The sequence below is a fragment of the Kitasatospora sp. NBC_01287 genome (genome assembly GCF_026340565.1).
In the GTDB taxonomy this organism is placed as follows: Bacteria; Actinomycetota; Actinomycetes; order Streptomycetales; family Streptomycetaceae; genus Kitasatospora.
In genome coordinates, this window is the sequence record NZ_JAPEPB010000001.1 from 6,665,561 (window position 1) to 6,685,941 (window position 20,381).

General features: G+C 71.1%; 20 protein-coding genes. 11 read left to right on the top strand and 9 right to left on the bottom strand.

All coding sequences use genetic code 11. The features are described 5' to 3' along the window. Window positions 1-175 precede the first annotated feature (175 nt). Entirely contained in the window at window positions 176-775 is a 600-nt protein-coding gene (locus OG455_RS29130) for a DUF3043 domain-containing protein (protein ID WP_266298733.1), read from the bottom strand. Between the two features lie 235 nt (window positions 776-1,010). Here OG455_RS29130 and OG455_RS29135 point away from each other — a divergent pair, with 235 nt between their 5' ends. Both OG455_RS29135 and OG455_RS29140 read left to right on the top strand, forming a co-directional pair. Beyond that, window positions 1,011-1,805, top strand: a complete 795-nt coding sequence (locus OG455_RS29135) for a PspA/IM30 family protein (protein ID WP_266298735.1) — start codon at window positions 1,011-1,013, stop codon at window positions 1,803-1,805. A 34-nt stretch (window positions 1,806-1,839) separates the two neighbouring features. Then, window positions 1,840-2,133 carry a hypothetical protein gene (locus OG455_RS29140; protein WP_266298737.1) on the top strand — a complete coding sequence of 98 codons (294 nt, stop codon included), beginning with the start codon at window positions 1,840-1,842 and terminating at the stop codon, window positions 2,131-2,133. Window positions 2,134-2,246: 113 nt separating this feature from the next. Here the strand turns inward: OG455_RS29140 and nadA are convergent, their stop codons facing one another. Further along, window positions 2,247-3,428 carry a quinolinate synthase NadA gene (gene nadA, locus OG455_RS29145; protein ID WP_266298739.1) on the bottom strand — a complete coding sequence of 394 codons (1,182 nt, stop codon included), beginning with the start codon at window positions 3,426-3,428 and terminating at the stop codon, window positions 2,247-2,249. A 207-nt stretch (window positions 3,429-3,635) separates the two neighbouring features. Here nadA and OG455_RS29150 point away from each other — a divergent pair, with 207 nt between their 5' ends. From OG455_RS29150 to OG455_RS29160, 3 genes are all read left to right on the top strand, one after another. Then, window positions 3,636-4,562 (top strand): NADP-dependent oxidoreductase, encoded by a 927-nt coding sequence (locus OG455_RS29150; protein ID WP_266298741.1) that lies wholly within the window; start codon window positions 3,636-3,638, stop codon window positions 4,560-4,562. A gap of 133 nt (window positions 4,563-4,695) precedes the next feature. Beyond that, window positions 4,696-5,160, top strand: a complete 465-nt coding sequence (locus tag OG455_RS29155; protein WP_266298743.1) for an Lrp/AsnC family transcriptional regulator — start codon at window positions 4,696-4,698, stop codon at window positions 5,158-5,160. Window positions 5,161-5,329: 169 nt separating this feature from the next. Next, complete coding sequence (locus OG455_RS29160) at window positions 5,330-6,700, top strand: pyridoxal-dependent decarboxylase (protein ID WP_266298745.1); 1,371 nt, start codon at window positions 5,330-5,332, stop codon at window positions 6,698-6,700. A gap of 94 nt (window positions 6,701-6,794) precedes the next feature. Here OG455_RS29160 and OG455_RS29165 read toward each other — a convergent pair whose 3' ends face one another. Continuing rightward, window positions 6,795-7,664 carry a GNAT family N-acetyltransferase gene (locus OG455_RS29165; protein WP_266298747.1) on the bottom strand — a complete coding sequence of 290 codons (870 nt, stop codon included), beginning with the start codon at window positions 7,662-7,664 and terminating at the stop codon, window positions 6,795-6,797. 227 nt (window positions 7,665-7,891) lie between these two features. Here OG455_RS29165 and erpA point away from each other — a divergent pair, with 227 nt between their 5' ends. Then, window positions 7,892-8,245 carry an iron-sulfur cluster insertion protein ErpA gene (gene erpA, locus OG455_RS29170; RefSeq protein ID WP_266298749.1) on the top strand — a complete coding sequence of 118 codons (354 nt, stop codon included), beginning with the start codon at window positions 7,892-7,894 and terminating at the stop codon, window positions 8,243-8,245. A 144-nt stretch (window positions 8,246-8,389) separates the two neighbouring features. Here the strand turns inward: erpA and OG455_RS29175 are convergent, their stop codons facing one another. Together OG455_RS29175 and OG455_RS29180 are read right to left on the bottom strand one after the other, a co-directional pair. After that, complete coding sequence (locus OG455_RS29175) at window positions 8,390-9,136, bottom strand: hypothetical protein (protein ID WP_266298751.1); 747 nt, start codon at window positions 9,134-9,136, stop codon at window positions 8,390-8,392. A gap of 115 nt (window positions 9,137-9,251) precedes the next feature. Then, on the bottom strand, window positions 9,252-9,488 hold the full coding sequence (locus OG455_RS29180; protein WP_266298753.1) for a hypothetical protein: 237 nt from the start codon (window positions 9,486-9,488) through the stop codon (window positions 9,252-9,254). Between the two features lie 227 nt (window positions 9,489-9,715). Between OG455_RS29180 and OG455_RS29185 the strand changes: the two genes are divergently transcribed. Beyond that, window positions 9,716-10,690, top strand: a complete 975-nt coding sequence (locus tag OG455_RS29185; RefSeq protein ID WP_266298755.1) for a carbohydrate kinase family protein — start codon at window positions 9,716-9,718, stop codon at window positions 10,688-10,690. Here the strand turns inward: OG455_RS29185 and OG455_RS29190 are convergent. After that, complete coding sequence (locus tag OG455_RS29190) at window positions 10,683-12,173, bottom strand: cysteine desulfurase/sulfurtransferase TusA family protein (RefSeq protein WP_266298757.1); 1,491 nt, start codon at window positions 12,171-12,173, stop codon at window positions 10,683-10,685. The two genes, OG455_RS29185 and OG455_RS29190, sit on opposite strands and share 8 nt — an antisense overlap. 351 nt (window positions 12,174-12,524) lie before the next feature. Here OG455_RS29190 and coxB point away from each other — a divergent pair, with 351 nt between their 5' ends. The 4 genes from coxB to OG455_RS29210 all read left to right on the top strand — a co-directional run bounded on the left by coxB (window position 12,525) and on the right by OG455_RS29210 (window position 17,021). Further along, on the top strand, window positions 12,525-13,379 hold the full coding sequence (gene coxB / locus OG455_RS29195; protein WP_266298759.1) for a cytochrome c oxidase subunit II: 855 nt from the start codon (window positions 12,525-12,527) through the stop codon (window positions 13,377-13,379). Beyond that, entirely contained in the window at window positions 13,376-15,163 is a 1,788-nt protein-coding gene (gene ctaD, locus OG455_RS29200; RefSeq protein ID WP_266298761.1) for a cytochrome c oxidase subunit I, read from the top strand. The genes coxB and ctaD overlap by 4 nt, the downstream gene beginning before the upstream one ends. Next, complete coding sequence (locus OG455_RS29205) at window positions 15,163-15,579, top strand: cytochrome c oxidase subunit 4 (RefSeq protein ID WP_266298763.1); 417 nt, start codon at window positions 15,163-15,165, stop codon at window positions 15,577-15,579. Before ctaD ends, OG455_RS29205 begins: the two co-directional genes overlap by 1 nt. Window positions 15,580-15,914: 335 nt before the next feature. After that, window positions 15,915-17,021, top strand: coding sequence for an Ig-like domain-containing protein (locus OG455_RS29210; protein ID WP_266298765.1), 1,107 nt, complete (start codon window positions 15,915-15,917; stop codon window positions 17,019-17,021). Between the two features lie 50 nt (window positions 17,022-17,071). On the opposite strand, the gene OG455_RS29215 is transcribed toward OG455_RS29210, so the two are convergent. The 3 genes from OG455_RS29215 to OG455_RS29225 form a co-directional block, all read right to left on the bottom strand. Then, a complete protein-coding gene (locus tag OG455_RS29215; RefSeq protein ID WP_266298767.1) occupies window positions 17,072-17,449 on the bottom strand; it encodes a GntR family transcriptional regulator in 378 nt (125 codons plus the stop codon). A 201-nt stretch (window positions 17,450-17,650) separates the two neighbouring features. Then, window positions 17,651-19,306, bottom strand: a complete 1,656-nt coding sequence (locus OG455_RS29220) for a cytochrome bc complex cytochrome b subunit (protein WP_266298769.1) — start codon at window positions 19,304-19,306, stop codon at window positions 17,651-17,653. Then, window positions 19,303-20,379, bottom strand: coding sequence for a ubiquinol-cytochrome c reductase iron-sulfur subunit (locus OG455_RS29225; protein ID WP_266298771.1), 1,077 nt, complete (start codon window positions 20,377-20,379; stop codon window positions 19,303-19,305). The genes OG455_RS29220 and OG455_RS29225 overlap by 4 nt, the downstream gene beginning before the upstream one ends. Window positions 20,380-20,381: the final 2 nt, after the last annotated feature.

Here is a 20,381-nt window from a genome sequence, read left to right on the forward strand (position 1 = left end):
TGACCCGCGCTGTAACCCCCGCCGTAGCCCGGGGAGGGCGCGGTCTGCTGGCTCTGGCCGCCGCCCTCGTAGGAGGGCCCGCGGTCGTGCCCGCCGTCGTGCTGTCCGGGCAGCACGTACAGACCGGGCCCCGGCGTGGCGGGGGCCCGGTCGTACGCCTGCTGCGGATCGGCGGTCAGGGGTGCTCGCCCCGCTTCACCTTCGGCTTGGGCAGCCTCAGGCGGCGCATCTGCAGGTTGCGCATCAGGCCGTAGCTGACCGCGCCGCGGGTGTTCTCCTGCGGGAACCGGTTGGCGAGCGACTTGCGCAGGCCCAGGCCCAGGCGCAGGAAGTCCAGCACGACCAGGACCAGGAAGAGCACGAAGAGCAGCGTCGAGAGCAACTGGAGCGCGGGCACCCGCAGCACGCTCAGGACCAGCACCACCACGGCGAACGGCAGGAAGAACTCGGCCAGTGACCAGCGCGAGTCCATGTAGTCGCGGGTGAAGCGCCGCACCGGGCCCTTGTCGCGGCCCATCAGCGCCCGCTCGTCACCGTTGAGCATCGCCAGGCGCTGCTTCTCCCGCTCGGACCGCAGCCGCTCGCGGGACTGCTTGGCGGCCTCCTTGCGGTCCTTGGGCACGGTCACCCGGGTACGGCGGTTCGCCTCGGCCTCGTTGCGCTTGGGCGTCGGGCGGCCCTTCTTGGCCTGCGGATCGCGGGACTGGGTCGCGTCGTCCTGCTCGGCCAGCGCGGTGGCGGAGGAGGGGGATTCGTCTGAACGGCGTCGGAACACATGACAAGCCTACGTGCTGGCCCCGCGATCACGTCCATCCCCTGAGCCGGCAGGCAACTGCCCTGTCAGGGGAGCCCCGAGGAGATCCACCTGGGGGAGGAGGCCACGGGTGGTGCGGCCGTAGCAGTCTTGTTGCAGGTAGGTGTACTGCGGTCCTGGCCCCGCTGCACATACACTCGCAGTAGATTTTGGTACGAGATAGCAACCAGCCCGGAGAAGGGGGCACCCGAGGCCCATGAGCGACGGAATCATGAAGCGTATGGGGCTGATCTTCCGCTCCAAGGCGAACAAGGCCTTGGACCGGGCGGAGGACCCGCGCGAGACGCTCGACTACTCGTACCAGAAGCAGCTTGAACTGCTGCAGAAGGTGCGCAGGGGTGTGGCGGACGTCGCCACCTCGCGCAAGCGCCTGGAGTTGCAGCTGACCCAGCTCCAGCAGCAGTCCTCGAAGTACGAGGACCAGGGCCGCAAGGCGCTCTCGCTGGGCCGCGAGGACCTGGCCCGGGAGGCGCTGACCCGCAAGTCCGCGATGCAGTCCCAGATCAACGATCTGCAGGTGCAGTACCAGCAGCTCCAGGCCGAGGAGGAGAAGCTCACCCTCGCCTCCCAGCGGCTGCAGGCCAAGGTGGACGCCTTCCGCACCAAGAAGGAGACCATCAAGGCGACCTACACCGCCGCCCAGGCGCAGACCCGGATCGCCGAGTCCTTCTCGGGGATCTCGGAGGAGATGGGCGACGTGGGCCTGGCCATCCAGCGGGCCGAGGACAAGACCGCCCAGATGCAGGCCCGCGCCGGTGCGATCGACGAGCTGCTCGCCTCGGGCGCGCTCGACGACTCCTCCGGTCTCGGTCGCAAGGACGACATCGAGGCGGAGCTGGAGCGGGTGGCCGGCGGCAGCGATGTCGAGCTGGAGCTGGCCCGGATGAAGGCCGAGCTGGGCGGCGGGTCCGCGGGCCCGGCCGCGATCGAGCAGGGCAACGGCGCCGGGCAGCAGGACACCCCGCCGCCGAGCGTCAATTACCACAAGTAGAGCGCCCGCTACGACTGCAGGGAGAAATGCCAGCATGATCATGCGGATCATGGGTGAGGGCCAGTTCCAGGTGGGGGACGAGCACCTGGGCAGGCTGAACCAGCTCGACGACGAGCTGCTGATCGCTCTGGACGCGGGGGACGACGCGGTGTTCCGGGCCAAGCTGGGCAATCTGCTCACCGCGGTCCGCGAACTCGGCACCCCGCTGCCGGTCGACTCGCTGGAGCCGTCCGATCTGATCCTGCCGGACGACGGCGCGACCATCGAGCAGGTCCGCGAGCTGCTGCTGGGCGAGGGCGAGGGGATCATCCCCGGTTTCGCCGAGTAGCGCCGAGCACGACGTGAGAGGGCGGGCACCCATCGGGTGCCCGCCCTCTCACGTCCGCCGGGGCCGGCCGACCCCGGTCGGGGCCGGCCCCGCTGCCAGGGTCGGCCGTCCGGCTACGGCAGCGCCAGCATCCGGTCCAGCGCGGCCTTGGCGTACTTCTCGGTCTCCGGGTCGACCGTGATCACGTTCGGCACCCGGCCCTCCACCAGCGACTCCAGCGCCCAGACCAGGTGCGGCAGGTCGATCCGGTTCATCGTGGAGCAGAAGCAGACCGAGCGGTCCAGGAAGACGACCTCCTTGTCCGGGTGCGCCTTGGCCAGGCGGCGCACCAGGTTCAACTCGGTGCCGATGGCCCACTTGGAGCCGGGCTCGGCGGCCTCCAGGGCCTTGATGATGTACTCCGTCGAGCCGACCTCGTCGGCGGCGGCGACCACCTCGTGGCGGCACTCGGGGTGCACCATCACCCGCACGCCGGGGATCCGCTCGCGCACCTCGGCGACCGACTCCACGGTGAACCGGCCGTGCACCGAGCAGTGCCCGCGCCAGAGGATCATCTTGGCGTTCCGCAGCTGTTCGGTGGTCAGCCCGCCGTTCGGCTTGTGCGGGTTGTAGAGCACGCAGTCGTCCAGCGAGAAGCCCAGCTCGCGAACCGCGGTGTTGCGGCCCAGGTGCTGGTCGGGCAGGAAGAGCACCTTCTGCCCCTGCTCGTAGGCCCACTCCAGGGCCCGCTTGGCGTTGGACGAGGTGCAGATGGTGCCGCCGTGCCGGCCGGTGAAGGCCTTGATGTCGGCGGAGGAGTTCATGTACGAGACCGGGACGGTCACGTCGGCTATGCCGGCCTCGCGCAGCACGTCCCAGCACTCGGCGACCTGCTCGGCGGTGGCCATGTCGGCCATCGAGCAGCCGGCCGCCAGGTCCGGCAGCACGACCTGCTGGGCCGCGCTGGTCAGGATGTCGGCCGACTCGGCCATGAAGTGCACACCGCAGAAGACGATGTACTCGGCCTGCGGGCGGGCCGCGGCGTCCTTGGCGAGCTTGAAGGAGTCACCGGTGACGTCGGCGAACTCGATGACCTCGTCACGCTGGTAGTGGTGGCCCAGGATGAAGACGCGGTCGCCGAGCTTCGTCTTGGCGGCGCGGGCGCGCTCGACCAGGTCCGGGTCGGAGGCGGGCGGCAGGTCGCCGGGACACTCCACACCGCGCTCGCTGTTCGGGTCGGCCTGGCGGCCGAGCAGCAGCAGCGCGAGCGGCGTGGCGGTCGGCTCGGCGAAGGTGGTGTCAACGGTGGTGGTCACGGGCGGGTGCCCTCCTGTGCGGCCGGACGTTCCCAGCCTTCTCGTCTTTCTGACGTTATCTATCATAACCGGTTCGCGTCACTCTGACGATGGACATCGTGTCGATGTGACGCGATCGGCTCGACACCTCGTCGGCTCGGCGGCCCGACCCGACGCAGTGCCGCGGCAGGTACTGCGGCCGGGCGGTGGAGCGTGTTTCCTGGGGCTATGAAGGCCATCGCGATCCATCGCTACGGCGGCCCGGAGGTCGTCGAGTTCCTCGAACTGCCCGACCCGAAGCTGGCGCCGGACGGCGTCCTGGTCCGGGTGCGGGCCGTGGGCGTCAACCCGGTCGACTGGAAGGTCCGCGAGGGCCACCTCGACGCGGTCATGGACGTGCACTTCCCGCTGATCATGGGCTGGGACCTGGCCGGGGTGGTCGAGCGGGTCGGCCCCTCCGTCACCGAGTACCAGGTCGGCGACGAGGTGATCGGCTACGTCCGCAAGGACGCCGTCGAGCACGGCACCTACGCCGAACTGGTCGCCGCCCCGGTGCGCACGCTGGCCCGCAAGCCCGCCGCGCTCAGCTGGGCGCAGGCCGGTGGGCTGCCGCTCGCCGGGCTGACCGCCTACCAGTGCCTCGTCAAGGCCCTGGCGGTGCAGTCCGGCGAGACGGTGCTGATCCACGCCGCGGCCGGCGGGGTCGGCGGTCTCGCCACCCAGATCGCGGTGGCGCTCGGTGCCCGGGTGATCGGCACCGCGGGCGAGCACAACCACGCCTACCTGCGCTCGCTCGGCGCCGAGCCGGTGGCCCACGGCGAGGGCCTGGTGGAGCGGGTCCGGGCGCTGGTGCCACAGGGCGTGGACGCGGCCCTGGACCTGATCGGCGGCCCGGCGGTGGCGGCCTCCCGGGAGCTGGTGCGCCAGCGCGGCCGGATCGCCTCGATCGCGGACGCGGCGGTGCTCGACTTCGGCGGCCACTTCGTCTTCGTCCGCCCGGACGCCGCCGACCTCGCGGCGCTGGGCGAGCTGGTGGCGGCCGGCAGGCTCACCGTCACCGTCGCCTCCACCTTCCCGCTCGCCCAGGCCGCCTCCGCCCAGCGGCTCAGCGCCGAGGGGCGCACCAGGGGCAAGATCGTGTTGCTGGTGGACTGAGCGGACCGGGCGGACCGGGCGGACTGGAGCGGACTCTCTGGACCGAGTGGGCCGGGACCGACCGGGGTCCGGGAGAATGGGGCCGTGAGCGGAACGTTTCGCCCGTCCCCGAGCCCGTGGAGACCACGCAGTCATGAGCACGAGCAGACCGTCCGAGGTGGGCGGCGTCTCCCTGGACGAGACGGACCGCCTGCTGCTGGCCCACCTGGGCCGGGACGGCCGGGCCTCGTACGCCGAGATCGGCCTGCTCGCCAACCTCTCCGCCACCGCCGTGCGCCGCCGGATCGACCGGCTGCGCTCGCGCGGCGTGGTGCGCGGCTTCACCGTGGTGCTCGACCCCGAACTGCTCGGCTGGCACACCGAGGCCTTCGTGGAGATCTACTGCCGCGAGCGCACCGCGCCGGAGGAGATCCTGGCCAGCCTGCGCCAGTTCTCCGAGGTCGTCGCCGCCTGGACGGTCACCGGCGATCCGGACGCCCTGGTGCACCTGCGGGCCGTCGACACCCGGCACCTGGAGGCCGTGATCGAGCGGATCCGGCGCGAGCCGGGCGTCCAGCGCAGCCGCAGCTCGGTGGTGCTCTCCCGGCTGATCGGCTGATCGGCTGATCGGCGGCCGCCCGGACGGCCTCCCCGGGGGCCGCGCAGGATTCCTGCGCCGCCGGCCCCGAAGACGCTCGAAACCTGCCCGAACCGGCGCATTCGGACGCGCGGGCGCACGCCCCCGCTGCCTAGGCTGATCTTGAGTCCTGAGCCGAAGGAGCCCCCACGTGACCGCCGCCGTCCCGCACCGCATGCACCAGCCGGACAACGACCTCGTCGACCTCGTCTTCGGCTACATGCGCGAGCGCCTGCAGTACGACCCGGTGCCGCTGGACCACCCCGGTGACGGCGAGCAGCTCCGCGCCCACCTGGCCGGACTGCTGAACGAGCACGGCAACGCCCCCGCCGACGTGCTCAAGCTCTACGACCACGAGCTGTCCCGCGCGGTGATCTCCGCCGACAGCCCGCGGTACCTCTCCTTCATCCCGTGCGCCCCGACCAAGGCCGCGCTGCTCTTCGACATGGTGGTCTCCTGCGCCTCGCTGCAGGGCATCTCCTGGCTGGAGGCGGCCGGTGCGATCGCCGCGGAGAACCAGGTGCTGCGCCTGATAGCGGACCGGGCGGGGCTGCCCGCCACGGCCGGCGGCACCTTCGTCTCCGGCGGCTCGGCGGGCAACCTCTCCGCGCTGGTGGTGGCCCGCGACACCGCGCGGCGCAAGCTGGGCGTGGGGCCCGAGGCACGGCTGCGGATCGCGGTGGCCGACCAGGTGCACTCCTCGGTCAAGAACACCTTCAACATCATCGGCGTCGAGGCCTTCAAGGTCCCCGCCGTGGACCGCCGTTTCACCGGGGAGGCGCTGCGCGCGGCACTGGCGGCCGACCCCCACCCCGAGACGGTGATCGCGGTGGTCGGCACCGGCGGGACCACCAACGAGGGCATCATCGACGACCTGCAGGGCCTCTCCGAGGTCGCCCGCGAGCGCGGCCTCTGGTTCCACGTGGACGGCGCCTACGGCGGCGCGGGCCTCTTCGCCCCCTCGGTGCGCGAGCGCTACAACGGCATCGAGCACGCCGACTCCTTCGTCGTCGACCCGCACAAGTGGCTCTTCGCGCCCTTCGACTGCGCCGCGCTGCTCTACCGTGACCCGCGGCTGGCCAAGTCCGTGCACACCCAGGACGCGGGCTACCTGGACGTGCTGCACCACGAGGGCGACGAGTGGAACCCCACCGACTACGCCTACCACCTGACCCGCCGGGCCCGCGGCCTGCCGCTCTGGTTCTCGCTCGCCGTGCACGGCACCCAGGCCTACACCGACGCGATCGAGGCCGGCCTCACGCTGGCCCGGGAGAGCGCCGAGCTGATCCGCGCCACCGAGCACCTGGAGCTGCTGCACGACCCGCAGCTCTCCGCCGTCTGCTTCCGCCGCACCGGCTGGCAGGAGCAGGACTACTACGCCTGGTCGCAGCGGCTGCTCGCGGACCAGATCGGCTTCGTCACCCCGACCGGCTGGGACGGCGAGACGGTGGCCCGGTTCGCCTTCCTGCACCCGGGCACCACGATGGAGATGGTCAGCGAGATCCTCGACACCATGGCCTGACCGGCCTGACCGGCCTGACCGGCCTGACCGGCCTGACCGGCCTGACCGGCCTGAGCTGCCCGGACGGCCCGAGCCGGGCCGCCGCCGGGAGCGCCTAGAGGAAGGCGCCGTTGGGCAGGTAGGGGGCCGGCGGCCGCATCCCGCGCAGCGCGAGGTAGCCGCGGTTCTCCAGGGTCAGGCCCACCTCCAGGCCGACGTCCACCGCCCACTCCTGTTCGGCGGTGAGCAGCTCGACCCTGGCCGGCGTCCCCTCGGGCACCCGGGCCAGCGCCTCGCGCAGCAGACGCACCGCGAGCCGCTTCGAGGTGGCGGCCAGCAGCTTCACCGAGCCGTCCGACCGGTAGCAGTAGCCGCTGCCGGCCAGGGTGTCGGCGATCAGCACCTCGTCGAAGTGGGCGAGCATCAGCTCATGGTCCGGCCCGTGGGCCGCGCCGCGCAGCCGGCGGTCGATGGAGTCCAGCAGGTCCCGGTGACCCGCGTTGCCCGGGTGCACCGGCAGGTCGCCGGCGTCCAGCAGCCCGGCCCGGTCGACCGCTCCGGTCAGCCGCATGGCCGGGTGCAGCGTGTAGCCGGCCCGGCGGTAGCGGCGGGCGGCGGCCGGGTCGGAGGAGACCCCGATCATGCCGCGCAGGCAGGCCCGGCCGTGCGCGGCGGCCCGCTCCAGCAGCAGCCGGCCCACTCCCTTGCCCTGGAACTCGGGCAGCACGCAGAAGAGCGCGAGGATCCAGACACCCTCGCGGCGCATCGAGAGCGCGAACCCGATCGCCCGGCCGTCCTCCTCGGCCAGCCAGCAGCCGGCCGGGTCGGTGCGGGCCAGATGCCTGGTCCGCGCCTCGTGCAGGATGTTCTCGGCGGCACCGGGCGCGGTCGCGGCCCGGTCGGCCCGCGCGCCGAAGGCCTCGGTCGCGATCAGTCGAACGGTTTCGGCGTCCGCGCGGCTGTCGCGGACCTGGCGCAGGATCATCGGTCCATCCTCCCCGTTCGGGGTCGGTGCCCGCGCCCGCTTTTCGGTGATCGGCCCGGTGGGCTTTCGGCGAGCGGTCGGCCTCGGCTCCGGGCGCGGTGTGCGAGCATGGACGGACAGGGGAGCGGACATGCGTCCGCCGACCCGGATCCACTGCCCGGAATCAATCCGGGCGGCCGCTGGTTGGCACTGGCGGCAGTTTGTCGTCAACGACCGGGAGTAAGCAGATGACCGTCCAGGACGAGACCACCGTCGAGAGTGGTCTGCTCCTTACCGATGCCGCTGCGGCCAAGGTGAAGGGCCTGCTGGAGCAGGAGGGCCGCGAAGACCTCGCGCTCCGTGTCGCCGTCCAGCCCGGTGGCTGCTCGGGCCTGCGGTACCAGCTCTTCTTCGACGAGCGCTCGCTGGACGGCGACGTCGTCAAGGACTTCAACGGGGTCAAGGTCGTCACCGACCGGATGAGCGCCCCTTACCTCGGCGGTGCCACCGTCGACTTCGTCGACACCATCGAGAAGCAGGGCTTCACCATCGACAACCCGAACGCCACCGGCTCCTGCGCCTGCGGCGACTCGTTCAGCTAGTGCCGGCCGGCCGGGCGCACCGGCCGAGCCGACGATCCGACAGCGGCGGCCCCGGTACTCCGGGGCCGCCGCTGTCGTCTGTCCGGGTCCGGCTGCTGTCCGCCGGCTGCCCGTGCCCAGCTCCTCGCGCTCAGCTGTGCGCGCTCAGTTGCCCGCGCTGACCGGTCCGCCGTTGGGCGCGGACTCCAGCGGGATGTCCGCCCCGGTGTTCGCGTCCACCACGGCGCGGCCCTGCAGCGGGTGCGCCAGGCTGCCGACCACGGACTGCTGCTTGATCAGTGCCGGGCAGAGCTGGCCGGTCGGCGCGTGCTGGGTGATCACCACCTGCACCCGGACCTGGCCCGACTTGCTCTCGTCCGTCTGCAGGCCGTACTTGTCGCAGACCCCGCCGAAGAAGAAGACGGTCAACTGGTTGTCCTTTGTCAGGTAGCTGCTCGGCTTCACCGGCTCCTGCGGGTTCGAGGGCTGCTGCGAGCCTGAGCCGCCGCCCGGCTGGACCGGCGTCGGGGCGCCCGGCTTCAGCGGGGCGCTGGGGGTGCTGGTGGCCGGCGGCGGGGTGCCGGGCGCCGCGGGGCTCCCGGTGGGCGCCGTGCCGGGGGCCGTCGGGGTGCCCGCCGTGCCGGGGGCGGTCGAGCTGCCCGTCGCGCCGCCGGTGGGGGAGGACGGCGACGCGACGGCAGAGGGGGTGGCCGGGCTCGACGGGGCCGCGGCGGTGGGGCTCGACGAGGAACTCGCGGTGGCACCGGCCGCGGTGCTCTTCGCACTGCTGCCGCAGGCACTCACCGTCGCCGCGACCGACAGCAGCAGGACGGCGGCGGCCAGACTCCGGCGGCGCCGGCCCAGCGGGGCCGAGGGACGGCGGAGCTGCTCGGCGGTGGTGTTCTCGTCCATGGTGCGACGCCCTCCAGAAGGTGCGGATCCCTACGGCAGCGGTGGCTGCGCGGATCTGACGCGGCACGGGAGGATCCGGTTCCCCGGAGCGGACGAGATTTCTGACGGGGCCCGGTCAGAGCCCGTATTCGGCCATCCTCGCGACCAGCGCGCGGGTGCGGTCCGGCACGGTGATCGGACCGGCCGGCTCGCTCGGTAGCCGCGGCGGCTCGGCCAGCAGCGGCCAGAAGGCGCCGAGCCGGCGGGAGGAGTCGACCAGGGCGTCCAGCGTCTCCGGATCGGCCTCGACCGGCTGCGTGCGGGCGGGTTCGACGGGACAGTGACTGGGCAGCATGTGTGCGTTCCGATCCATCTGGGCGCTCCGATCGCCGGCCGCGGCCTCGTCGCCGCGCGCCACCCGGGCCCCGCGGGGCCCGCTGATCGCGACCCTAGGCCGCCCTGGCAGCCCCGGCCAGACCTACCCGCAGGTAGTCATCCGGACGGGAGAGCACGGGAGAGTGGCGACTACTCGACCTCGGCCGGGCCGGCGCCCGGTACCGTATGGGGGTTCACCCGCCTTCGCCACCTAGGAGCCCAGTCGTGCGCATCGCCGTCGCCGGTTCGATCGCCACCGACCATCTGATGACCTTCCCGGGTCGCATCACCGATCAGCTGGTCGCCGACCGACTGCACGCGGTCTCGCTCTCCTTCCTGGTCGACACCCTGGACATCCGCCGCGGCGGCGTCGCGCCGAACATCACCTTCGGCATGGGCCTGCTGGGCCTGCGCCCGGTGCTGGTGGGCGCGGCCGGCGCGGACTTCGCCGAGTACCGCTCCTGGCTGGAGCGGCACAACGTGGACACCCAGTCCGTGCACATCTCGGAGACCCGGCACACCGCGCGCTTCATGTGCACCACGGACGAGGACCACAACCAGATCGCCTCCTTCTACACCGGGGCGATGGCCGAGGCCCGCAACATCGAGCTCAAGCCGGTCGCCGACCGGATCGGCGGCCTGGACCTGGTGCTGATCGGCGCCGACGACCCGCAGGCGATGGTCCGCCACACCCAGGAGTGCCGCGGCCGCGGCTATGCCTTCGCCGCCGACCCCTCGCAGCAGCTGGCCCGGCTGGAGGCCGACGACATCCGCGAGATCGTGGACGGCGCGGCCTACCTGTTCACCAACGAGTACGAGGCCGCGCTGATCGAGAGCAAGACCGGCTGGGACGCCGCCGAGGTGCTGGACCGGGTCGGCATCCGGGTCACCACGCTGGGTCCCAAGGGCGTGCGGATCGAGCGCAAGGGCGAGCCGGACATCACCGTGCCCTGCGTGCCCGAGCTGAAGAAGGTCGACCCGACCGGCGTGGGCGACGGCTTCCGGGCCGGCTTCCTGGCCGGCCTGCACTGGGAGCTGGGCCTGGAGCGGGCGGCCCAGATCGGCTGCGCGCTGGCCGTCCTGGTGATCGAGACCATCGGCACCCAGGAGTACGAGCTGCGCGCCGGGCACTTCCTGGAGCGCTTCGCCGCCGCCTACGGCGAGTCCGCCGCCGCCGAGGTGCGCGCCAAGCTCAGCTGACGCTCCGTCCCCGGTCCCGCGGGTCCTGGTCGACCCGCCGGACCAGGTAGGCGCTGCCCCGGTCGGCCCCGTACGCGGCGGCCGGGGCCTCGCCCTCGTAGGCCTGCGCGCGCATCTCGCACCAGGCGGGGATGTCGAGGCGGGCCGCCTCGTCGTCGGCCAGCACCACGACCAGGCCGCCCGGCGGCACCTCGCCGATCCGTTTGGCCAGCTCGATCACCGGCAGCGGGCAGCGCTTGCCCAGCGCGTCGACCACCAGCTCGGCGGCCGGTGCCGACGCTTCCGTTGCCGCCGTTGCCGTTGCCGCTGCCGGAGCTGCCGGTGTTGCCGCGGCCGGCACCGCCAGGTCCAGGCCCAGCGGCGCCCGCACCCCGGCCACCAGTCCGGGCAGTACCGCCAGGAACCGGTCCACCTGGGCCTCGGTGGTCCCCGGTGGCAGCGAGACCCGCACGTTGCCCTCGGTCAGCACACCCATCGCGGCCAGCACGTGACTGGGGGTCAGGGTGCTGGAGGTGCAGGAGGAGCCCGAGGAGACCGCGATCCGGGCCCGGTCCAGCTCGCCCAGCAGCACCTCGCCGTCCACGTAGAGGCAGGAGAAGGTGACCAGGTGCGGCAGCCGGTGCACCGGGTCGCCGACCACCTCCACCTCCGGCACGAGGCGCGGCACCTGCTCCCTGATCCGCCGCACCAGCGCGTGCAGCCGGGAGTTCTCGGCGGCCGCCTCGGCCCGCACGGCGCGCAGCGCGGCCGCCGCCGCCACGATCGCGGGGACGTTGACGTACCCGGGCACCCGTCCGCCCTCGCGCTCGTCGGCGGGCAGCGCGGAGTTGAACCTGACGCCCTTGCGGACGGCGAGCACGCCGACTCCGGCCGGCCCGCCCCACTTGTGCGCACTGGCCGTCAGCAGCGACCAGCCCCGCGGCGCGGGCAGCCGGCCCACGCTCTGCGCGGCGTCCACCAGCAGCGGCACCTCGCCGAGGAGTTCCGCCACCTCGGCCACCGGCTGCACCGTGCCGACCTCGTGGTTGGCCGACTGGAGCGCCGCCAGCGCGGTGTCCTGGCGCACCGCGGCGGCGAAGCGCGCCGGGTCCACCCGCCCGCCGCGGTCGACCGGGACCACCGAGACCTCGCCGCCCTGGGCGGTGTGCGCCTCGGCGGTGTGCAGCACGCTGGAGTGCTCCACCGCCGAGTGGACCAGGTGGCTGCCGGTCCGCCGGCGCCCGCGCAGCGCGCCGAGCAGGCCCAGTTGCACCGCCTGGGTGCCGCTGGTGGTGAAGCTGACCTCGTCCGGGCGGGCGCCGATCAGCTCGGCCACCGTCTCCCGGGCGGCGTCCAGCAGCAGCCGGGCCTGCCGTCCGGAGCGGTAGAGCCGGGCCGGGTCGGCCCAGCCCTCGGCCAGTGCGGCGGTCAGCGCCTGCCGGGCGACGGGGTGCAGCGGAGCGGTGGAGGCCGCGTCGAAATAGAGGCTGTCGGTGGAGGACACGCACGACACGGTATCCGGGCCTCACGACCCGTCAGCGGAGCACCCGGCGGAGCGCCCATTTGTCCGATTCGTCCGCACCCGACGGGCCGTCACCCGAGCGTCGCAATGCCATCCCCCGATCGGGTGTACGGAGCTCGAAAGTCGTCCATGACCTGGGAGTCCGCGCATGCCGGGGCTGATCGGGTAGCGGGGCGGCGCGTTACCGGGACCTGCTCGTCAGGTCCGCATAAGGCTGGAGTAGGGTTTGGCCCGCATAAGCATTCAAACCGTGCCCGTGGACGGGTCGCCGGGGAGGCTCACAGTACTCCCGGGGGCGGCGCGATCGCGGGCGAGACTTCGGGAAGGCGCTACGTGAGTCCCAACGGCTCCGACCGCTCGCCGCGGCGCACGATGCGGCGGAAGCTGCCTCAGGCGCTGGCACTGGGCCTCGTCATCGCGACCGCTACCGGCTGCTCGGCCAATGACCTGCCCAGGCTTGGCCTCCCCAGCCCTGTGACCACGACTGGACACCTCGTCCTTCAGATGTGGCAGGGCTCCTGGATCGCGGCGCTGGTGGTCGGCGTACTGATGTGGGGTCTGATCATCTGGAGCGTGATCTTCCACCGGCGCAGCCGCACCGGCATCGAGATCCCTCCGCAGACCCGGTACAACGTGCCCATCGAGGCGCTCTACACCGCGGTCCCCATCGTCATCGTCTCGGTCCTCTTCTACTTCGTCGCCCGCGACGAGGCGAAGCTGACCCAGGTCTCGGCCAAGCCGGATCACATCGTCAACGTGGTGGGCTTCCAGTGGAGCTGGGCGTTCAACTACGAGAACAGCGAGAACCCGGACCCCACCAGCCAGCTGGCCGCCTACGACATCGGCACGCCGAGCCAGATCCCCACGCTCTGGCTGCCGGTCAACGAGTCGGTCGAGTTCCGCCTCACCTCGCGTGACGTGATCCACGACTTCTGGCCCGTCAACTTCATGATGAAGATGGACGTTGTGCCGGGCGTGGTCAACAAGTTCGAGGTCACCCCCACGGTGATCGGCGAGTACGACGGCAAGTGCGCCGAACTCTGCGGTGTGGACCACTCCCGGATGCTCTTCAAGGTGAAGGTCGTCTCGCACGACGACTACGTCAACCACCTGCAGCAGCTGCGGGCCGAGGGTCAGGCCGGCGCGGTGCCTTCGGGCATCACGAGCATGGGAAGTGAATCGAAGTGACGATCCTCAACGAACCCGCCGCGGCCGGCGGGGCACCTGGGGGCACCGCCAAGGCAGCCGCGCCTTCGCGCGAGCGCAAGCCTGGCGCCACCATCATCAAGTGGCTGACCACCACCGACCACAAGACGATCGGCACGATGTACCTCGGTACCTCGTTCGCGTTCTTCCTGATCGGTGGCATCCTGGCGCTCGTCATGCGCGCCCAGCTGGCCCAGCCCGACGGCAAGATCCTGTCGAACGAGCAGTTCAACCAGGCGTTCACGATGCACGGCACGATCATGCTGCTGATGTTCGCGACGCCGCTGTTCGCGGGCTTCACCAACTGGATCATGCCGCTGCAGATCGGTGCGCCCGACGTCGCCTTCCCGCGACTGAACATGTTCGCCTACTGGCTCTACCTGTTCGGCTCGACCATCGCCGTCGGCGGCTTCCTCACCCCGCAGGGCGCGGCCGACTTCGGCTGGTTCGCCTACTCGCCGCTCTCGGACGCGATCCGGTCGCCCAGCGTCGGCGCCGACATGTGGATCATGGGTCTGGCCTTCTCCGGCTTCGGCACCATCCTCGGCGCGGTCAACTTCATCACGACCGTCATCTGCATGCGCGCCCCCGGCATGACGATGTTCCGGATGTCGATCTTCGTCTGGAACGTCCTGCTCACCTCGGTGCTCGTGCTGCTCGCCTTCCCGGTGCTGGCCGCCGCGCTCTTCGCGCTGGAGGTGGACCGGAAGTTCGGGGCCCATATCTTCGACCCGAACAACGGCGGCGCACTACTCTGGCAACACCTCTTCTGGTTCTTCGGCCACCCTGAGGTGTACATCATCGCGCTGCCGTTCTTCGGCATCATCTCGGAGATCATCCCGGTCTTCTCCCGCAAGCCGATGTTCGGCTACTCGGGTCTGATCGCGGCCACCATCGGCATCGCCGGCCTCTCCGTGACGGTGTGGGCGCACCACATGTACGTCACCGGCCAGGTGCTGCTGCCGTTCTTCTCCTTCATGACCTTCCTGATCGCGGTCCCCACCGGTGTGAAGTTCTTCAACTGGGTCGGGACCATGTGGAAGGGCTCGCTGAGCTTCGAGACGCCGATGCTCTGGACGATCGGCTTCCTGGTCACCTTCCTCTTCGGTGGTCTGACCGGTGTGCTGCTCGCCTCCCCGCCGATCGACTTCCACGTCTCGGACTCGTACTTCGTCGTCGCCCACTTCCACTACGTGGTCTTCGGCACCGTCGTCTTCGCGATGTTCGCCGGCTTCCACTTCTGGTGGCCGAAGATGACCGGCAAGATGCTGGACGAGCGCCTCGGCAAGATCACCTTCTGGACGCTCTTCATCGGCTTCCACACCACCTTCCTGGTGCAGCACTGGCTCGGCGCCGAGGGCATGCCCCGCCGCTACGCCTCGTACCTGCCCTCGGACGGCTTCACCACGCTGAACACCGTCTCCTCCATCGGCTCCTTCCTGCTCGGCCTGTCGATCCTGCCGTTCCTCTACAACGTCTGGAAGACCGCCAAGTACGGGGAGAAGGTCGAGGTCGACGACCCGTGGGGCTACGGCCGCTCGCTCGAGTGGGCCACTTCCTGCCCGCCGCCGCGGCACAACTTCCTCACCCTGCCGCGGATCCGCTCCGAATCCCCGGCGTTCGACCTGCACCACCCGGACATCGCGGCGCTGGACTACCTGGAGCTGCACGGCCACCTGGCCAAGCACCTGGAGGGTGTCGTGCCGGCCGAGTACGACCGTCCCGAGCTGACCAAGAGCAAGGGCAAGAAGGAGGGCGACGCCTGATGAAGGAGCAGGGCAAGATCTTCGCGGGCTTCGCCGCCTTCATCCTGATCATGGCCGTGGTCTACGGGGTGTGGACCACGCACAGCTCCCACGGCACGGAGGCGGCCGGTACCACCGCGCTCTTCCTGGCCTTCGGCCTGTGCGCGTTCATCGCCTTCTACCTGGGCTTCACCGCCCGCCGGGTGGACCTGGGCGCGGGCGACAACCCCGAGGCCGAGGTCTCCGACGACGCCGGCGAGATGGGCTTCTTCGCCCCGCACAGCTGGCAGCCGCTCTCGCTGGCCCTCGGTGGCGCGCTGGCCTTCTGCGCCGTGATCTTCGGCTGGTGGCTGATGTTCTGGGCCGCTCCGATCATCGCCATCGGCCTCTTCGGCTGGGTCTTCGAGTTCTACCGCGGTGAGAACCAGAACCAGTAGGTTCCAGCGCTCCCGACGCGGCAGGCCCCCTCCTCGGAGGGGGCCTGCCGCGTTCTGCGATTCACCCGCCCGGGCGTGATGACGTGCGCCGCGGCCTGCCAGATGCGGAGATGTTCCTACCATCTGATGCATCATCCGAACCCCAGGAGGCTCCGGTGGCCGGCAGATGTGCGACAGGGGGACAGAAGACCGGGTCCAGCCGACGGACGTGCGTCTGGCTGGCCCTCACCCCGCTGGTGCTCGGTCCGCTCGCAGCCTGCTCGGACGGCGGCTCAGCGACCGGTGCCAGTCCGCCCAGGGTGGTCGACGCCACCCGTCTCATGCATACCTCGGCGGTGACCGACGCCGACTCGACCAAGCCGTTCACGGTGGCCGCCGAGAGCGGTGACACCATCACCGACGTGACCCTCACCGGTCCGGACGGCCGCCGCGTGGCGGGTGCCCTGGACACGGGTGGGCACGGCTGGCACAGCACCGGCACGCTGCTGCCGGGCACCCACTACAGCGCCCGGATCGCCGTCGCGGACGGCGCGGGCGGGCGCGGCGAGACCACCACCACGGTCAGCACCAAGGCGCCGGACGCACTGCTCACCGCGGCCCTGGGCCCCGACCTCGGCCAGGGCACCTACGGGGTCGGCGAGCCGCTCACGGTCAAGCTCTCCGCCGAGGTCAAGGACCCGGCCGCGCGCGGCCGGGTGGAGAGCGCGCTGACCGTGGTCTCCACGCCCGCGGTGACCGGCGCCTGGTACTGGGTGGACGGCAAGGAGCTGCACTTCCGCCCCAAGGACTACTGGCCTGCCGACACCGCGGTGCAGCTGAGCTACGACGCCGAGGGCCGGCAGATCGACGGCGGCCTCTTCGGCGGGGCGCCCGCCGCGCTCTCCTTCAAGACCGGCGACCGGGTCGAGGCCATCGTGGACGCGGCCAGCGACGAGATGACCTTCAAGCGCAACGGCGAGGTCGTCAACAGCCTCCCGGTGACCACCGGCAAGCCCGGCTTCGACACCCGCAACGGCATCAAGGTGGTGCTCGGCCAGGAGCGGGTGGTGCAGATGAGCAGCGAGACCATCGGTATCGCCAAGGGCAGCAGCGAGAGCTACGACCTCAAGGTCGAGTGGGCGACCCGGGTCACCTGGAGCGGCGAGTACGTCCACGCCGCGCCGTGGTCGGTGGCCTCGCAGGGCGTGGAGAACGTCAGCCACGGCTGCACCGGGATGAGCACCGACAACGCCAAGTGGTTCTTCGACCAGGTCAGGGTCGGGGACATCGTGCAGGTGGTCAACAGCCACGGGCACGAGATGGAGCCGTTCGGCAACGGCTTCGGGGACTGGAACGTCAGCTGGGACGACTGGCTGAAGGGCAGCGCCCTGGGCAAGCCGGTGAGCACCCAGGGACCGGCCCCGGCGGCCCAGGCCGCCGCCACCCTGCAGCCGCAGGTCTGAGGCCGCTGGGCGGCCCGCCGCGGGCCGCCCAGGTGGTACGGGTGATCAGGTCAGCGGGGCTGATCGCGGTAGACGAGGTCCAGCGCGCCGGTGACGGCCGCCAGGGCCTCGTCGCGCGTCACGCCCAGGCGGTGGGCCCGGGCCGCGTACTCGCCGGCCGCGCCGGCCGCCAGGCGGTGCGCGGCGTCCCCGGTGGCGGCCACCAGGGTGCCCCGCCGGCCGTGCGTCTCCACCACACCGTCCGCCTCCAGCTCCCGGTAGGCGCGGGCCACCGTGTTGGCGGCCAGGCCGAGCTGCTCGGCCAGGGCCCGCACGGTCGGCAGCCGCAGGCCGGCGGGCAGCACACCGGCCCTGGCCTGCTCGGCGATCTGCGCGCGCAGCTGCTCGTACGGGGCAGTGGCTGCGGCGTGGTCGATGCTCACCTGCACGGGGCGGGTCTCCTCGGGTGGTCACGGGCTGGCAGGGCTGGCGGAGCTGGCGGGGCTGGCCGGGCTGACGGGGTGTCATCCATTGTGCCCGTCCGGTCCGTGCCCGCCGCGCAGGTGCCGGCCGCGGATATGCCAAGGGCCCCGCCCCGGCAGTGCCGGGGCGGGGCCCTCAGGTGGCTGACGCGATGTCAGGAGCGGTGATCAGTGGTGGCCGTGGCCGCTGGTGATCTCCTTGTGCTCGTCGGCGGTCGGCTTGGGGATCTGGCTGCCCTCGCCGAACATGCCCTCGGAGATCGCGGCCCGGGTCTTGGTGGCCAGGCTCACCTTGCGGGCGACCCCGTTCTCGTCGACCTCGGCCGGCAGCTCCAGCGGCTCGTACTGCTCGTGCGCGGTGAGCGTGTGCAGCTTGTCCTGCGGGAGCTGGGCGTGCACCTCGATGAACTCGCCGTGCGGCAGGCGCTTGATGACGCCGGTCTCGCGACCGTGCAGCACCTTCTCCTTGTCACGGCGCTGCAGCCCGAGGCACCAGCGCTTGGTCACGAAGAAGACCACCACCGGGACGACGAACGAGCCCACCCGCACGAAGTACGTGATGTCGTTCAGCGAGAGGTGGAAGTGCGTCGCGATCAGGTCGTTGCCACCACCGGCCAGGAGCACCAGGTAGAGGCTGATCCAGGCGGCACCGAGACCGGTGCGCACCGGGGCGTTGCGCGGCCGGTCCAGGATGTGGTGCTCGCGCTTGTCGCCGGTGATCCAGTTCTCGATGAACGGGTAGGCGGCGATGGCGAAGAGCACCAGCGGGAAGAGCATCAGCGGGATGAAGACACCCAGGTTCAGGGTGTGGCCCCAGGCCCGGATCTCCCAGCCCGGCATGACGCGGATCAGACCTTCGGCGAAGCCCATGTACCAGTCGGGCTGGGCGTCGGTGGAGACCTGGTCGGGTCGGTACGGGCCGTAGGCCCAGACCGGGTTGACCGAGGCGATCGCGGACATCGCCGCGATGATGCCGAAGACCAGGAAGAAGAAGCCGCCGGCCTTGGCCATGTAGACCGGCATGAGGGGCATGCCGACCACGTTCTTCTCGGTCTTGCCCGGGCCCGCCCACTGGGTGTGCTTGTGGTAGAAGACCAGGATCAGGTGCGCGACCAGCAGGCCGAGCATGATGCCGGGGATCAGCAGCACGTGGATGGTGAAGAACCGCGGCACGATGTCGGTGCCGGGGAACTGCCCGCCGAAGAGGAAGAACGAGATGTAGGTGCCGACCAGCGGGACGGCCAGGATCGCGCCCTCCATGAACCGGATACCGGTGCCGGAGAGCAGGTCGTCCGGGAGCGAGTAGCCCAGGAAGCCGTCGAAGAAGCCCAGGAAGAGCAGCAGGAAGCCGAAGACCCAGTTGATCTCGCGGGGCTTGCGGAACGCGCCGGTGAAGAAGACGCGCATCATGTGCACGAACATCGCGGCGACGAAGACGATGGCGGCCCAGTGGTGGATCTGCCGGATCAGCAGACCGCCGCGGACCTCGAAGCTGATGTTCAGCGTCGAGTTGTACGCCTCCGAGACCCGGATGCCGTCCAGCGGCGTGTACGAGCCGCTGTAGATGACCTCGCCCATGCTCGGCTTGAAGAAGAGCGTGAGGTAGACACCGGTCAGGATGATGATGATGAAGGTGTAGAGGCAGATCTCACCGAGCATGAACGACCAGTGGTCCGGGAAGATCTTGCGCAGGTTGGCCTTGGCCAGGGAGTAGATCCCCAGCCGGCCGTCCAGGTAGTCCGCTGCGGCTTCCGCCTTGTTCGCGGGCTTGGCGCGGGTGCTGGCCGGCGGGGCCTGCTTCCCGCTGGTGGACGCGGAACTCATTCGCTGCGCTCCCAGAAGCTCGGGCCGACGGGGTGACTGAAGTCCCCGGTGGCGACCAGGTAGCCCAGGGAGTCAGTGGTGATCTTCAGCTGCGGCAGCGGGTGGCCGGCCGGGCCGAAGATGACGCGAGCGCCGTCCGACAGGTCGAAGGTCGACTGGTGGCAGGGGCAGAGCGCGTGGTGGGTCTGCTGCTCGTACAGCGAGATCGGGCAACCGACGTGGGTGCAGATCTTCGAGTACGCGAGCACGCCCTGGAAGCCCAGCCCGGCGGAGTTGGCGTCCTTGATGTCCTCGGGCTGGATGCGGATCAGCATGAGGGCGTCCTTGGCGATGGCCTCCTGGAAGTCATCGTCGGACTCCTGCAGGCCTTCGGGGCGCAGGACCGAGGGGCCCGGCTTCGCGAAGGTCAGCGAACCGACCGCGATGTCCTCCGGCTTCATGCCCTCGTTGGTGTTCATGTTGATCAGCCGGATCGGGACGGCCGGGGTGGCCTCGTCCCAGCCGGTGTGGTCCAGCTTCTTCTCCGGCAGCGGACCGAGGTCGCGCAGCAGCACCACGCCGGCCAGCGGCACCAGGGCCATCGAGCCGATCATGGTGTTGCGGATCATCTTGCGGCGGCCGAAGCCGGACTCGCCGGCGCCGGTCTTGAACTGCTCGATGACGTCCGCGCGGACCTCGTCGTCGGCCTCGATCGCGTGCCGCTCGGCCGGGTGCTCGACGTCCGACATCAGCGTGCGCGCCCAGTGCACGGCGCCGGCGCCGATGCAGAAGAGCGCCACGCCCAGGGTCATGCCCAGCGCGAAGTTCAGCGCGCTGACGTGGCCCAGCGGGAAGATGTAGACGATCTTGTCCGGGTCGATGCTCACGTAGCTGGCGATGAAGCCGATGGTGGCCAGCATCGAAACGACGAAGAGCAGCGACACCTGGCGCTCGGCCCGCTTGGCGGCCCGCTCGTCGATGTCGGTCCGGCGCACCTGGTGGGCCGGCAGGCCCGGGTCCGCGAACGGGTTGTCGGCAGCGGCTACCTCGCCGTGCCCTTCGGCGTGCTCCGCCGGCAGCTTGTCGTCTGACATGT